The organism is Rudanella paleaurantiibacter (assembly GCF_009184635.1).
Lineage (GTDB): Bacteria > Bacteroidota > Bacteroidia > Cytophagales > Spirosomataceae > Rudanella > Rudanella paleaurantiibacter.
This window is the reverse complement of the sequence record NZ_WELI01000003.1, coordinates 61,175-74,946: the sequence shown is the minus strand read 5'-3', so window position 1 is coordinate 74,946 and position 13,772 is coordinate 61,175. Positions and strand designations below refer to the sequence as shown.

The 13,772-nt window shown below is 56.6% G+C and carries 13 protein-coding genes; 1 reads left to right on the top strand and 12 read right to left on the bottom strand.

What is annotated here, in order from left to right; translation table 11 throughout:
* Positions 1-57: 57 nt before the first annotated feature.
* The 6 genes from coaE to nusB all read right to left on the bottom strand — a co-directional run bounded on the left by coaE (position 58) and on the right by nusB (position 3,753).
* Positions 58-660, bottom strand: a complete 603-nt coding sequence (coaE, locus tag F5984_RS09090; RefSeq protein ID WP_152123964.1) for a dephospho-CoA kinase — start codon at positions 658-660, stop codon at positions 58-60.
* The gene (locus F5984_RS09085; protein WP_152123963.1) at positions 657-1,349 is read right to left on the bottom strand and encodes a YbbR-like domain-containing protein; all 693 of its coding nucleotides are present in this window, start codon (positions 1,347-1,349) and stop codon (positions 657-659) included. The genes coaE and F5984_RS09085 overlap by 4 nt, the downstream gene beginning before the upstream one ends.
* A gap of 101 nt (positions 1,350-1,450) precedes the next feature.
* A complete protein-coding gene (yajC, locus tag F5984_RS09080; RefSeq protein ID WP_019990615.1) occupies positions 1,451-1,762 on the bottom strand; it encodes a preprotein translocase subunit YajC in 312 nt (103 codons plus the stop codon).
* 18 nt (positions 1,763-1,780) lie between these two features.
* Positions 1,781-2,230, bottom strand: a complete 450-nt coding sequence (locus F5984_RS09075) for a DUF1573 domain-containing protein (RefSeq protein WP_152123962.1) — start codon at positions 2,228-2,230, stop codon at positions 1,781-1,783.
* Positions 2,227-2,529 carry a YtxH domain-containing protein gene (locus tag F5984_RS09070; protein ID WP_019990617.1) on the bottom strand — a complete coding sequence of 101 codons (303 nt, stop codon included), beginning with the start codon at positions 2,527-2,529 and terminating at the stop codon, positions 2,227-2,229. The genes F5984_RS09075 and F5984_RS09070 overlap by 4 nt, the downstream gene beginning before the upstream one ends.
* 87 nt (positions 2,530-2,616) lie before the next feature.
* Positions 2,617-3,753: a transcription antitermination factor NusB gene (nusB, locus tag F5984_RS09065; protein ID WP_152124456.1), complete on the bottom strand. Its 1,137-nt coding sequence runs from the start codon at positions 3,751-3,753 to the stop codon at positions 2,617-2,619.
* 168 nt (positions 3,754-3,921) lie between these two features.
* Here nusB and F5984_RS09060 point away from each other — a divergent pair, with 168 nt between their 5' ends.
* Entirely contained in the window at positions 3,922-4,614 is a 693-nt protein-coding gene (locus F5984_RS09060) for a hypothetical protein (RefSeq protein WP_152123961.1), read from the top strand.
* Positions 4,615-4,819: 205 nt separating this feature from the next.
* Here F5984_RS09060 and F5984_RS09055 read toward each other — a convergent pair whose 3' ends face one another.
* From F5984_RS09055 to F5984_RS09030, 6 genes are all read right to left on the bottom strand, one after another.
* Entirely contained in the window at positions 4,820-5,221 is a 402-nt protein-coding gene (locus F5984_RS09055; RefSeq protein WP_152123960.1) for a hypothetical protein, read from the bottom strand.
* A 112-nt stretch (positions 5,222-5,333) separates the two neighbouring features.
* The gene (gene proB, locus F5984_RS09050; protein ID WP_152123959.1) at positions 5,334-6,368 is read right to left on the bottom strand and encodes a glutamate 5-kinase; all 1,035 of its coding nucleotides are present in this window, start codon (positions 6,366-6,368) and stop codon (positions 5,334-5,336) included.
* Positions 6,369-6,464: 96 nt separating this feature from the next.
* Positions 6,465-7,478, bottom strand: a complete 1,014-nt coding sequence (locus F5984_RS09045) for a pectinesterase family protein (protein ID WP_152123958.1) — start codon at positions 7,476-7,478, stop codon at positions 6,465-6,467.
* The gene (gene pelA / locus F5984_RS09040) at positions 7,466-8,575 is read right to left on the bottom strand and encodes a pectate lyase (RefSeq protein WP_246168885.1); all 1,110 of its coding nucleotides are present in this window, start codon (positions 8,573-8,575) and stop codon (positions 7,466-7,468) included. Before pelA ends, F5984_RS09045 begins: the two co-directional genes overlap by 13 nt.
* Positions 8,576-8,597: 22 nt before the next feature.
* Positions 8,598-10,370, bottom strand: a complete 1,773-nt coding sequence (locus F5984_RS09035; protein ID WP_152123956.1) for a RagB/SusD family nutrient uptake outer membrane protein — start codon at positions 10,368-10,370, stop codon at positions 8,598-8,600.
* 132 nt (positions 10,371-10,502) lie between these two features.
* Entirely contained in the window at positions 10,503-13,700 is a 3,198-nt protein-coding gene (locus tag F5984_RS09030) for a SusC/RagA family TonB-linked outer membrane protein (RefSeq protein WP_152123955.1), read from the bottom strand.
* Positions 13,701-13,772: the final 72 nt, after the last annotated feature.

Below are 13,772 nucleotides of genomic sequence, written 5' to 3'. Positions count from 1 at the left end.
GAAGATTTTGACCCGGTGCTCAAATGGGGCGGCTGTGGGTCAACGCCCTGCCCTGAATCAACACCCTGACTTGAATTGGTCGTGTAGGGCTACAATCTGCGGAAGCAGGAGGGTGGTTTCGTCGTTGGTCAGGATATAGTCGGCGAGGGCTGCCCGGTCCTCGTCCGACATCTGATTCTGCATAATGCCGCGAATCTGGGCTTCGGAGCGTTGTGGGTCGCGGAGTCGAATCCGGGCAATGCGCAGGTCCATAGGGGCCTGCACCACCACTACTTTGTCGAGGGTGTTGTGGTCGCCCGCCCGCTTCATAATGGCTGCTTCTTTCACCACGTACGGATGGTGAGTGTGTTGCTCTACCCACTGGGCGGTATCGGCCATCACGCGCGGATGTACCAGTTGGTTAAGTTGCCCGAGGAGGTCGGGGTTCTGAAATACCTGACTTGCCACCCACTGTCGGTTGTACTGCCCCACGGGGGTGTAGGCTTCCGCCCCGAGTAGCCGAACAATATCGGCTTTCAGAATCGGGTCATGCTCGGTAAGCCACTTGGCCCGGTCGTCGGCGGCATACACCGGTACGCCCAACGCCCGAAATACCGCGCAAATAAGGCTTTTCCCGGAGCCAATGCCGCCCGTAACGCCGATTTGCAGGGGTGTTTTCATTGCGTAGACAGCAATTCGCCGACCTCAAAACTGACCGATACTCGGTTGGCGCTCGCCTTGAGCAGGGGGTGACGGAAGTGATTGATCGGTATTTCTTCGTCGTAATTATCAGCGATGCGCTTGCCCGGAATACGCACCATCAGCGTATCCGAAAGGCCCTGAATGAGTCGGCGGGGGCCTTCTACCGTGATCGTTTCGGGCCGGATATTAATCAGACTCGTGACCACAAACCGGGGGGCCATATCGAGGTGCAGGCTATCGGGCACGAGGTGTATGGTGCGGCTCATACGTTGCTCAAAGCCCAGTTCGAGCGTATCGGCAATGACGTAGTTAACGCGCAGGTTTTTGATCTGCTCCGACAGCGAAGCCGTCATGGCCGAGGTGTTCAGCGTCGACTCGCGCAGGGGGCTTCTGACCACATAATCGACCGAGGGCGTGCGAAACGATAACCAGGCGTGTCCGAGCAGGTTCCAGCCATTACCCGACACGTTCACCATCACCGTTTTGGGGAGTGGAGAGGTTGGCACGTACATCGAATCGTTGTACACAAAACGAACCGGAAACTCCACGTTGAGCGAGTATCCGTCTTTGTTCAGTGCATTAAGGAGCCAGAACAAACCGGCTACCAGTACGCAGGCCAGCAGTTTAATGGGCTGAAACGTACGGGTTGAAGCGTTGGGAGAAGCCACAGACGTAGTAAAAACAGGCATTGGTAGTCGCTGCCTGCCAACGTTGCCGGAGCGGCCCGTATGGAGCAATGACTACCAATGCGAACGAATGAAATTCGATGCTAGGCGGTTTTTTCCGGCGATTTAGCCGTGGCCTCGCGCGAAACGGCCGTTTTCTCAAACACGATCTTGATACCCCGGTCTACTTCGAGCGTCACGGTGGTGTCTTCAACCGAAACCACCCGGCCATGCAGCCCACCAATGGTTACGACTGCATCGCCTTTTTTGAGGTTTTCAATGAACGACTGCTGCTCTTTCCGCTTTTTTTGCTGCGGCCGGATCATAAAGAACCAGAATACGCCAATGATACCGGCATACAGCAGTACCGTAAATACAGTTTGGTTAGGAGCCGCCTGAGCGAGAATTGTGTGCATGGTAGATTTCAGACTTAATTAGGATTTGGTGGAATCGGCACCTGCTTTGGCGTTGACCATCACCCGGAACTGCAAGTCCGACATGGCCGGCTCGGTATTGGCAAAAACCGTGACGGTTTTGTTTTGCGCACCTACTTTGCCCTTGCTGTCGAACCGAACCCGGATCGACGATTTTTGGCCGGGCGCAATGGGTTCGCGGGGCCATTCGGGCGTGGTACACCCGCACGAAGCCGTAATGTTATTGATGATGAGCGGAAACTCACCAGTGTTGGTAAAGGCAAAGTTGTGCTCCACGGTGTCGCCTTCGGTAATGGTGCCAAAGTCGTACACGCCTTGATCGGCAAACTCCATTTTGGGCATTTTGCCGGTGGTAGCCTGTTGCGACGCTTCGCCTTGTTTGCGGTTGTCGCAGGCAACCTGCCCCAGACACAAGCCTGCCAGCATGACCAGATACGCTACCTGTTTCATGCGTTTTGCTGCTTGATTTGGGCCATCAGCCGGTCTACGTCTTCCAGCAGCCGCTCGGCTTTCTCGCGGGCGTCGTTCACTACCCGCTGTCCTTCGCTTTTCTGGAAGTTTTCGGGCAGGTCGGCTGAGTTGAGCAAGTCCTGCACCAGCTGCTGAAGCTGATCGCGGTACTTGGTCAGCCGGTACGAGAGCCGGTCGCGGGTTACTTCCCCTTTGTCGGGGGCATATAAAAGTCCAAGAATGGCACCCGTAGCGGCACCGGTCAGGAAGAGGGCTAAGTCACGGCCAGTTTTGTTCATTATGAAAATGAGTTTACAGTTTTCGGTTTACAGTTTTCAGTTCAGTCAGTAGAATAACTGAAAACTGAAGACAGAAAACTGTAAACTTTATTTATTGTCCAAAAGTCCCCGTCCGCTCTTGCGAAGTTTGCCTTCGTTCTGGAGTTTGGTGGACAGGTTGTCTAAGATTCCGTTTACAAATTTACCGCTTTTCGGTGTACTGTAGGCTTTGGCCAATTCAATATATTCATTGATAGTCACCTTCACCGGAATGCCGGGAAAGCTCATCAGTTCACACACAGCGAGTTTGAGAATAATCCGGTCGAGCATGGCCACCCGCTCTACATCCCAGTTTTTAAGCTGATCGGCTAGTAATTGTTCGTATTGGCCGTCGTTGTCGAGCACATTGTTGAAGAGAGTGTTCAAAAACAGCAGGTCTTCTTCCCAGTCGTCGGTGAGGGGTTCGAGCTTAAGGCCTTCCATCGTTTGCACCGACTTGAGGGTTTTGATGGCCATGCCGCGTACGACCTCGCTGTTTTCGGTCCAGCTCAGGTCAATTTCAGCCAGAAAATCCCGGATTAGCTCGTGCTTGAAAACAAGCGTCCGCAGCACGTACTGCACCAGGGCCTGATCTTCGTCGGGGGTGTGGGTTTTTTGTTCGCAGTAAGCGCGGTAGGTGGCATCCTGTTTGAGCGATTCTTTCAGGGCCTTGCGTACAAACAGCAGGTCGTCGGTCCAGTTCACATTCCGCCGAACAGCCTCGTTGGTCAGCGGCTGATGGCTCGCCAGGGCTTTCACCACCGAGTTGTCGTACAGGGTCGATTCGAACGGGAAGGGCTCCTCGTCTACATCGCGGTACTGGCGCTCCCTATCAATCTGGGCCGCGTGTCCCAGCTCAACCAGCAACAATAATACCCGGAGATAATCGTCGTAGATACCCTGCACCTCGTCAATCATCATTTGGGCGAGGTGGGTGCGGTCTTTCTTGCCACGATTTCGGTAGTACACCAGTCCATCATTGGCGGCTTTGAGTACCTTGGTGGGAGCGTCTTCATCCTCAGCGGGTTGGTTCGCTTTGATGGCCTCTTCAAATAGCACCGAGGCCAGTTTTCGGTGTCCTTCCAGCTGACGTTTGTCCTGGGGCTGCATCGAATTCAGGTCGGGCTGGAAGTTTTCAGCAATCCCGTCGAGGGCTATTTGCTGGTTGGAAAGTTCAGCCTGCCGTAGGGCGTACACCGCCTGCATGACCTTAATTCGGAGCAATCGTCTATTAATCATCCCGCCTAAATCCTATTAACTCTACCGATAAGAAAAAGAACTATTACAAAATCGTTGCAAAATTAGGGCGCTTTTGGTAGTTTTCCCAACGAAAACCGTCTTGTATACTAACCTATTGTAAAACTATACTTCTGCATGCTTTCCTTTCCTGCTCTTGCCCGCATGGCTACATGTCTGGCAACGATCGGCCTTGGCATGATCGCGGTGGGCTGCCGACCAACCCACTACGCCCTGATTCAGCATGAGCGCGTGGCCCATAGCCGACTGCCAGCGGAGCGGCAAGAAGCCGGGCTAATTGCGGCCGACACCCTGCCCGGTACCGCCCAACCTGCCCAAGCCTCCCCGGCTGTTGTGGCCGTAGCTCCGTCAGCAAACGAAGGCCCTGCCAATCCGATGGCCTACCACCCTAAAGCGCATCATGTACGCAACCCCGAGGCCCGCGAGCCGAAACGGGCGGCCTGGCTTCGGGAGTGGAGCGTGAAAAGCAACCCGACGGTTACGGAGTTTGCCCCCCGACATGAAGTGCCCGTGCCCACCGCCAAACGTCGGGTGCCGGGCTTAGCCAAAGCCTCGGTTGTGGGCGGCATCCTGTCGCAGGGGCTGGTGCTGTTCGGTACGGCGTCGGGGTTTGTGTGGGTTTTGGCTATAATGGTGCCGCTGGCATCCATTCTGCTGGGTGTGGCTGGGCTGGCCAAACTAACCCGCCGACGCGACGAGTTTCGGGGGAAAGGGTGGGCTATGAGCGGTATTCTACTTGCCACAGGGGCTATTGGCCTGGCCCTGATGGCTGCGGCTGCGCTGGCAACGTCGGAGGTGATCTGGAAATAGGTGGGGTACAATAGAGTGTGTACCTCAGTGCTGGACAGTCAATAGCACGCGGATAACGCGGATCGGGCAGATACACACTGATTACTTTGATTGATCTGCGAAGATCAGCTTAATCTGTGCCATCCGCGCGCTAATTAATTATCGGCTTGCCCATTATTCATCCTGCACTGTCCATTATCCATTCTATTACCACTCAATCCTTCACCTACGCCAGTGCCAGAAAGCAAACGGCTGCAACGTGAAACCAGATACCAAACAGGCAGGAGGCCGGTGTGCTGACAAACGGTTGCGAATGGCCGGCTGGGCTGGGTAGCATCCAGATCAGTCGGCGGTCTAAAGCAAAAACGGTGAAAAGAGTGGTCAGGCTGATGGCCAACATGCTATACACCCGCAAGTGACTCAGGTGCATCAGGGGCGAGTGGGGCCAGTTTTCCATAAACGGAATCAGAAGCATGCCCCCGCCACTCAGTGCCCGGATGGCAAGTGAGCCAACCGTAAGGGTAACCAGCAGATGCACAAACACTTCGAAAAAGGCCCGCCCTCGCGTTTGCAGCCACGGAACCACCAGGCTGGCGAAAGCAGATACGATCAGAACAGAGGTTTCCATACGTAGAGTTTGGTTGACACAAAGCCAACCCGACTCCAAATCTCTATACTAACCTTTAAATGGATATTAAGGGTGAGTTAAAAGCGGGTTAAAGGGAGGGAAGGGTAGGATATCACAACAACACAATGTCATTGGCATGGGCAACTTCCACGTTTTGTTGCTGTAGGTTTTGAACGAGTACCTCTGATGATAAGCGGGCTTTGGCTACGGCAACAACCTGCCCCTCGGGGTCGAGAATTTCAACTACTTCACCCGCTTCAAATTCGCCCCGGACCTGACCCACACCCACCGCCAGTAGGCTACTCCGACGTTGGAGCGCCCGCACGGCCCCCGCATCGACCTGAAGCTGACCCACCGCAAGGCTACCACTACCGAGCCACCGGTTGCGGGCCGATAAACCAGCCGGTTGCGCATCGAACCGCGTCCCGATTTGCCCCGCTACGGCTTTCTGAATTCCGTCGGGCTCGTTCAACCCAAAAATAACCACGGGCACGCCGAGTCGGGTGGCGAGTTTGGCAAACGTTAGCTTCGACGACATACCACCCAGACCCAACGACGACTTGTCGGTGCGGACAACCCGGAACACCGATTCGTCGAGGGTGGGTACGTGCCGTATAATCTGCCCCTCGGTATCGAGCAAGCCCCCGACGGAGGTGCAGAGCAGCAATGCCTGTGCTCCGAACCCAACGGCGAGCAGGGTGGCCAGTTCGTCGTTGTCCGAAAACTTCAGTTCCCGGCTGCTCACCACGTCATTTTCGTTCGCAATCGGGATAATATCGTTGGCCCACAGCTCGTCGTAGGTTTGTTTCAGTTGCAGAAACTGATCGCGGTGGGCAAAGTGATGACGTTCGCAGAGGCTCTGGGCAATCCGCACGCCGTAAACCCCGAAAAAGCGACTGTAAATATTGAGCAAAAGCAGGTTGCCCACGGCTGCGGCTGCCTTACGCTGGGTAATGTCGCCCTGATAATTGCGGATAAACGATTTGCCCGCACCCACCGCGCCCGACGAGACCAGTACAATGCGGTAATGGGGGGTAAGGGCAGCTACCTGCCGGGCAATGTCGACCATGACGGGCTCGTTGAGCTCGCCCGTGGGTTTGGTAATGGACGCGGTTCCGAATTTTAAAACAAGTACTGGTTTCGTCATGCCCGCAAATATACGGCTTCGTGCGTGAGCAGCCGGGCAAAAAATGGTTTTAGACGCTGAATGGCCCATACAGGCCCGTAAACGGAACGGGGTTGCTCACCGACGGCGGGCTTTCATCCAGCGGGTATCGCCCCCAAACACGGCCTTCGGTCGGTACCCATCCGCTTCGGCGGAGGTCAGTTGTTTCGTCCACGGGGTCCGTTGCTGCGGGGTGGCACCCGGCCCTTTGGAGTTGTACTCGGCGTAAACGGTTGTCTTCTCGGCCTCGGGTTTGTTCCAGTTATGCCAGCCCGCCGGGTGGATATGCTCGCCCAATTGGCTGTTGATGAATACCGTTTTGGCAAAGTTGCGCCACGGACGGCCCAGATATACGGTGCCCGTTGGGGCATTGCCGGTGAGAGTACAGTTCACAAACACATACCCAACCGGCTGGTTTTCGGGCGTCGATGCGGCTGTCACATACTGACCCCCTTTTTTGCTGAAAATGGTGCAATGGTCGAAGATCGCTGTAGCCGAACCGAAGATAAAATCGGTGGTGCCTTCGATATAGCAATCCTTGTAATACTGCCGCCCCCAGTGGCGCGGGCTGCCCGTGTACAGCGTATCCTGAAAGCCCAGAAAGCGGCAGTTGACAAACACCACCCGGTCGCCGGTAACGAAGGCCGCAACCGCTTGCCCCACGGGCCCGGCGGTATTTTCGAACGTGAGGTTTTCGGCCCGAAAATCGTTGCCGAAGATGTAAAACGAGCCCGAGGTGGAGGTCGTCAGCTTTTGTGAAACCCCCGACGGCAGGGTGACGGTACGGCCCGAAAAATCGTCGTAGGTGAGAATGGTGCTCTGCTTGTCTTCCCCAATCAGCGTGACAAAATGCTGGGTGGAGTCGAGGGTGAGTTTCTCTTTGTAAACGCCCTTTTTGATCAAAATGGTGATCGGGCTTCGGTTGTTGGCCGGCACGGTGCTAAGGGCTTCCTGCACGGTGCGGTAGTCGCCAGAGCCATCCTGTGCTACCGTGATCCGTTTTTTCTGGGCATAGCTGACCGATGCGAGCAGCAGGCTCAGACCTAAAATCCAGATTGCGCCAGGCAGGCGGTTACGTATCAATTTCCCCATTTTTTCACCCAGTTTGGGTAGTCTTTGGCCAGCAATCGGGCGGGCCAGGTTCCATACCAGCCGTAGCCAACGCGTCGTTCGTTCTCGATGTCGGCCAGTTTATATTTTTTCACACTGTCGCGGCCTGTAAAAAACGGCCGGTTTGTGTCCAGATCGTAGAAACGGGCCCAAAGTGTTGAGCCCGAATCAGGGACAACAACCTGATCGCGGCCCGACGGCTGGTTTGGATCACTGACCGTTTTTACGGCGATGCCTACCAGCTTAACTTGCTCAAACCAGGCCACCGCCGACCGAATGGCCGTTTTGACGTCGGGTGAGGGGTTGTCTTGCTGCATCAGAAACTGCACAATCCCGACCGACTCGCTACCGCTCAGCGAAGGGAGTTCAAACGCCCGGGCTTTGGTCGGCAGAAGGGTCCGGCGGTCGTGTTGCGCGCACCAGACCGTGAGTTTGTTCCCCTGCCGGTATTGGGTGTTCAGAATGCATGAAATTCCCCGGTCTATGGCTGCTTTGGCCTGAGGCACAAACCGGGGCGAGACCCGGTCGAAGCCATGCTGACCGGTCGCGGTGCGGTGCATCACCCAGAGCACATCAATCATCGCCCCATCGTTGTAGGTAATCTGCCCCCGGTACTTACTCGAATCAGGATAAAACTGGGGCCACCCACCCGCCCGGTTCTGAGCCGAAAGCAGAAAGGCGATACCCCGTTCGGCCGCCTGTAGGTAGGCTGTGTTTCCCGTTTTCGCGTAGGCACTCACGAGGTAGTTTATCTCGCGGGTAGTAGCGCCGTCGTCAATGGTCGTGTCGAGCTGGTCGCGTTCGGCAGTCAGGGCTTTCCGGGCCGCTTCGCTCAACGGTTTGTCGTAGTCGATCCGGTTACCTCCCGGTTGTGGCCATCCGCCGTTGGCTCGCTGGTAAAGGAGCATCCGCTCAGCCACCGTATCTACAGTGGGCTGGGCAGATGCTCCTCTGGGCAGACAACAGCCTAAGAGAAACAAGGGACCGAGAAAGACCAGCCACGAGGTACGCCAGAAACGCCCGGTTTCCAACCTCCCTACTGTTGCCCCACGCGTTTGGCGATTTCGTGTGCTGTTCATCCCGGTTCCCTGTTTTCCCGAATCAATACCCATAATCCTGTTTCAGATTGGGGTTGGCATCGAGTGCCTGCTGATTAATCGGAAACAACTCAGTCTTGTTGGGGGTAAAATACTGCGCAATGGAAGTGATGTACGTAGCGGTTACGTTCTGCCGCCAGTCGACGCGGGTCCAGCCGGTAATCTGACCGGTCGATGGGCTGGGCCGGTAAAGCGAGCTGAGTAATTGATACTCCTCTCCGTTTTGCCGCCAGTAGATGTATTGCGGCACGTTGGCGTACCGGCCCCGGGCGTTTTGCAGATCGGTCAGGTTGGCCTTGGCCTCGTCGATTTTGGTCTTGAGCAGGTTCCACCGGATAAGGTCATACTTACGGATACCTTCGCCCCCAAACTCCAGATAGCGCTCATTCACGATGGCGTCGAAAAAGGCCGCTTTGGTGGTGGGCGTGGTGCCTACCCGGTTGAGGTTGCCCCGGAATGCCCGCTTGCGTACTTCCTCAAAGGCGGCAATGGCCTCGGCGGTCGGGCCGTTTTTAAGCTCGTTTTCGGCTTCAGCAAACATCAGCAGTACGTCGGCAAACCGGATAATGGGCCAGTTGTAGCCGAGGTTCTGGGCCGTGCCGGGCAGCAGCGTACCCCGCCAGTCGCGCCGGAATTTACCGTCGGTGATGGTGGTTAGGCGTTGGGGGCTTTTGTTGTTGTTAGCCGCTACCTGGTACAGCGTGATGGTCACGTCACGGCGGGTGTCGGTCGAGTCGAAGGCGTAGAAGTACGTCGGCAAGGGGTTAATTCCCCCGCCACCCTGACCGAAGCGCGAAGCGGCATCGAGCCGGGGGCCATTGTAATACCCAAGCTTACTGTCCGACTGAGCCGACCCACCAGCCGAGCCTACCTCGAACATAATTTCACCGGCTGGGTCGGGTTGCATCCCGTTGACGAACTGCTTGAACAGGGTTTCAAAGTTGGCATTGAGCGTATGCTGATCCCGGCGCTGCATGATAGCAAACGTTTCGTCGCGGGCAATCTGGTAGTATTTCGCAAAGTCGGCCCGGCGTTCCATCTGCTTGGTGTCGCGTCGAAGCGAGAAACCACCCCGGTAGAGGGCCATGCGGGCACGCAGCGCCTTGGCGGCTCCTTTGGTAATGCGCTCGTTGCGGGCACCGGCCTCGGTACGCCAGGGCAACATGTCGGCGGCTACGCGGAGGTCTTCGAGCAGGTTATCGTACACCTTGTCGCGGTCTTCTTTGGCCAGAAACAGGTCCGTTTGGGTGTACGAGGGCGTCATCGGCGCGGGTACGTCGCCCCAGGTCCGAATCAGTTCGAGGTAGTACTGCGCCCGCAGCGTAAGGGCCTCGCCGTGCAACCGCCGGAGTTCACGTTGTTCGGTAGCGGTACCGTTGGTGTACTGGGCCATTTTCGGGATTTGAGCAATGCAGAGGTTGGCTCGCTCAATACCCTGATAGAGGGCATTCCACGAACTGGCCAACTCCGTGTTACCAGCCAGCAGGTTGTAGCGGGCAATGCCCCGCCGACCGTTGTCGAGCGAGCCGCTTGTCATCATCTCGTCGGTATCGTACGGGTAATACATACTGATACGAATCCCGTAGGTTGGGTCGCCTGAGAGTAGGTCATAGGCACCCAGTACCGCAAGCGTGGCGTTGCTTACGTCGGAGAAAACGGCCTCGTTGTCGAACTGCGAAATGGGTGCTACGTCGAGGTATTTCTGGCAGGCAGTGAGGCCACCAACGGCAAGAGCCGTAGCCAGGGCAATGGATTTATAGAAAGATGTCTTTTTCATGTCGGAACAGAACGTAAACGGAAAACGGCTGAATGAGTGCGGGTGCGGCCGCCAATGCAAACGGGTTACTTCATAGGTTGGGAAGACGCGTTTCGGCTACAGCCCGCACTCGTTCAATCGCTCGTTCGTTGGTTAAAAAGATAAGTTGACACCAAACACGTACGTCCGGGCGCGGGGGTAGGCCGCAAAGTCGACGCCCGGTGTCAGCGGATTAAACCGGCGGGCGTTTACCTCGGGGTCGAAGCCCGAGTAACGGGTCAGCGTGGCCAGGTTGTTCACTGTGGCGTAGAAACGGGCGTTTTGCAGACGCACCTTGGTCAAAATCACTTTGGGTACGGTGTAGCCCAACGTGACGTTGTTGACCCGCAGGAACGAACCATCTTCAACCGCCCATGAGTGCAGGTACGGCCGGTTGTTGGTGATGGGCTGCCAGATGGTCGCGTTGGCGTTCAGGGCTGCCAGTTCGGTGGGGTCGGTGACTACGGCACCCCGGTCGTTGACGGTGCGCCAGCGGCCCGCCATCACATCGAGCATGTTCACGTTGCGGTAAAAGCCCGAGGTCAGCTCAATCTTGTTGGCGTTGTAAATGTCGTTGCCAAATACCCAGTTCACGAAGATGCTTGCGTCGAAGTTCTTGTAGCTAAACTGGTTGTTGAAACCGCCGAAGTGTTTCGGGTTGGCGTCGCCAATCACCGTCCGGTCGTCTTCGAGCCGAATCTGACCGTCGCCGTTCAGGTCGCGGAGCTTGATCGTGCCGGGTTGGGGCGTTCCAAAAATAGCGGTGCCGTTGGGTACGCCTTCCTTGAGCGTGTAGGTACGGGTGGTTGCGTTGTAGTTGAAGTCCTCAACTTTGTAAAAACCGTCCGTGATAAAACCGTACATCTGCCCCACGGGCTGCCCCACTTGCAACACATAGTCGTCGGCACCGTCGGAACCCTGCCAGCCCGACGAGGTGGTTTGCCGCTGTACGGGGCCGAGGTCTTCGATCCGGTTCTTGTTGAACGATACGTTGAAGTTGGCCGACCAGTTGAAGTCCTTAGTCCGCAGCACGGTCGAGCTCAGCTGAAACTCAACCCCCCGGTTTGAGGTAGCGCCCACGTTTTTGATCTGGGTGGTGTAGCCCGACGTCGACGGGATGGGCAGGTTAACGAGCAGGTTGTTCGTTCGGTTGTTGTACACATCGGCCGAGAACTGAAGCCGACCACCCCACAGACCCAGGTCAAGACCAATATTGCGCGAGTGCGTTGTCTCCCAGGTCAGGTTGGGTTGAGCCAGTGAGGCCGGTGCAAAGCCTGGCAGTACCGACTCGCCCAGGGCGTACTGCGCCGAGGTGTTGAACAACTGCGCGTAGAGGAAGTCGGCAATCCGGTTGTTACCCGCTACCCCGTAGCTCACGCGGAACTTACCGTCGTTGATGAACTTGAGCGACTCCATGAACTTCTCCTGCGAGAACCGCCACGCCAGCGAGCCTGATGGGAAATAGCCCCATTGCTGCCCCGTCGCAAATTTCGATGAGCCATCGGCCCGCATTGTCACGGTAGCCAGGTATTTATCGCCCATCGAGTAATTGGCCCGCCCGAAAAACGAGAGCAGCGTACTGCGCGACTCCGAGCTGGTAGGCAGTGGCTGAATAGCCCCCGCTGGAGCCGAGCCCAGGTTGATGTTGGCGAGGGCTTTCTGCGCCTGAATGTCGGACGGGAAATAGCGCGTTTCGATGCCGGTGGCCCGGTCGCGTACTTCAAAAATCTCCTGACCTACCAGCAGGTCGAGGTCGTGCCGCCCACCCAGACCTTTGCGCGAGTACGTCAGTACGTTTGAGTTGTTTAGCGTCACGCGGTTGGAGGTTCCGATGGATGCTACCGGCAGAGCGGCATAGTTGCGGGCCGTGGCTGTAATCTTGCTGAAGAAACGGTCGTCGCGGCTGTTGTTGTTATCGTATCCGGCCGTTACGCGCAGGGTCAGCCCTTTGATAAACTGGTAGCTGAAATAGCCGCTCAGGTTGGTTGCGTTCTGGTTCCGACGCTGGTACTCGGCCTGGGTCAGCAGCACGGGGTTGCTCAGTCGGGTCGAGTTGTAGTAGTCTTCGTCGAACTCGTTGATGTCGACGCCCGTCCGGGGCAAATCGAGCGGCTGGTACTGGATACTGTGCCGGAGCCGGTTGGTGCTCGCTGTACCACTGCTGGTGGTGCCGGCCCCGTCGATGCGCTGGCCGAGGTAACGGGCCACAAAACCGACTTTAAACTTGTCCGACACGGTATGGTCGAGCTTGAAGTTGACCAGCTTCCGGTCAAACGCAGATTCGAGCAGGATACCATCTTCGGTATTGCTTGTCAGGCTGAGGTTGTAATTGGTGGTGCGGTTGCCGCCATTCACCGAAATGTTGTGGTTCTGGTACATGGCTTTCCGGCCAAATACCCGGTCCTGCCAGTCGATGAACGGGGCGTTGCGGTAGTTGCTCAGCGTGTCGAAGCTGGAGCCAAACTGGTTAGCAAAGCTCGTGCTGTCCTGGGCGTTGCCCCGCGTGCGCTCGTACTGGTAAAGTACATAGTCGTAGGGTTGCAGAGCGCCCAGTTTCTTGAGGTTTTCGCGGAAACCAAACGAGCCATTGTAGCTGACCGTGGTGCGGCCGGTGCGCCCCGACTTGGTGGTGATGATAATGACCCCGTTGGCCCCACGAGCGCCGTAGATGGCCGTGGCACTGGCGTCTTTCAACACATCGATGGTTTCAATGTCCTGCGGGTTGAGGGTATTGAGGGCGTTGTCGAGCTGAATACCATCAACCACATAGATGGGCGAGTTATCCTGCGTGATCGAGTTGCCGCCCCGTACCCGGATTCGGATGTCGGCACCGGGGCCGCCTTCGGCAGTAGTGACCTGCACCCCCGCGAGCCGCCCTGTGATAGCCTCGGCTGCGTTGGTGATCGGAATATCTTTAATCTGCTTGCTGCCAACCGACGAAACCGAGCCCGTCAAATCGCGCCGGTTTACGGTGCCGTACCCAATCACGACCACCTCATTCAGGGTTTTCTGGTCGGGTTCGAGCGTAACGTCGAGAGAGGTGCGGTTGCCGAGGGCAACTTCTTGAGTGGTGTAGCCGATGAAGCTGAAGGTAAGGGTAGCCGCGCCGGTATCGGGCACCCGCACCGAGAATTTGCCATCGCCATCGGTGGTGGTGCCGGTCGAGGTGCCTTTGAGCATGACGCTTACGCCGGGTAATGGGCTGTTGGCTCCACCGTCTTTAACCTGTCCCGATACGAGCCGGGTTTGCTGAGCGTAGCCGACCGAGATCAGCCCAAACAGCAGTAAGGTGAGCGTTAGAAGTTTATGCATGGGAGTTGTTTTGAAACTACGGGTTGCCCGACACCAACAAGTATCGCTATCTTGAGAACAACCCTAATTGTA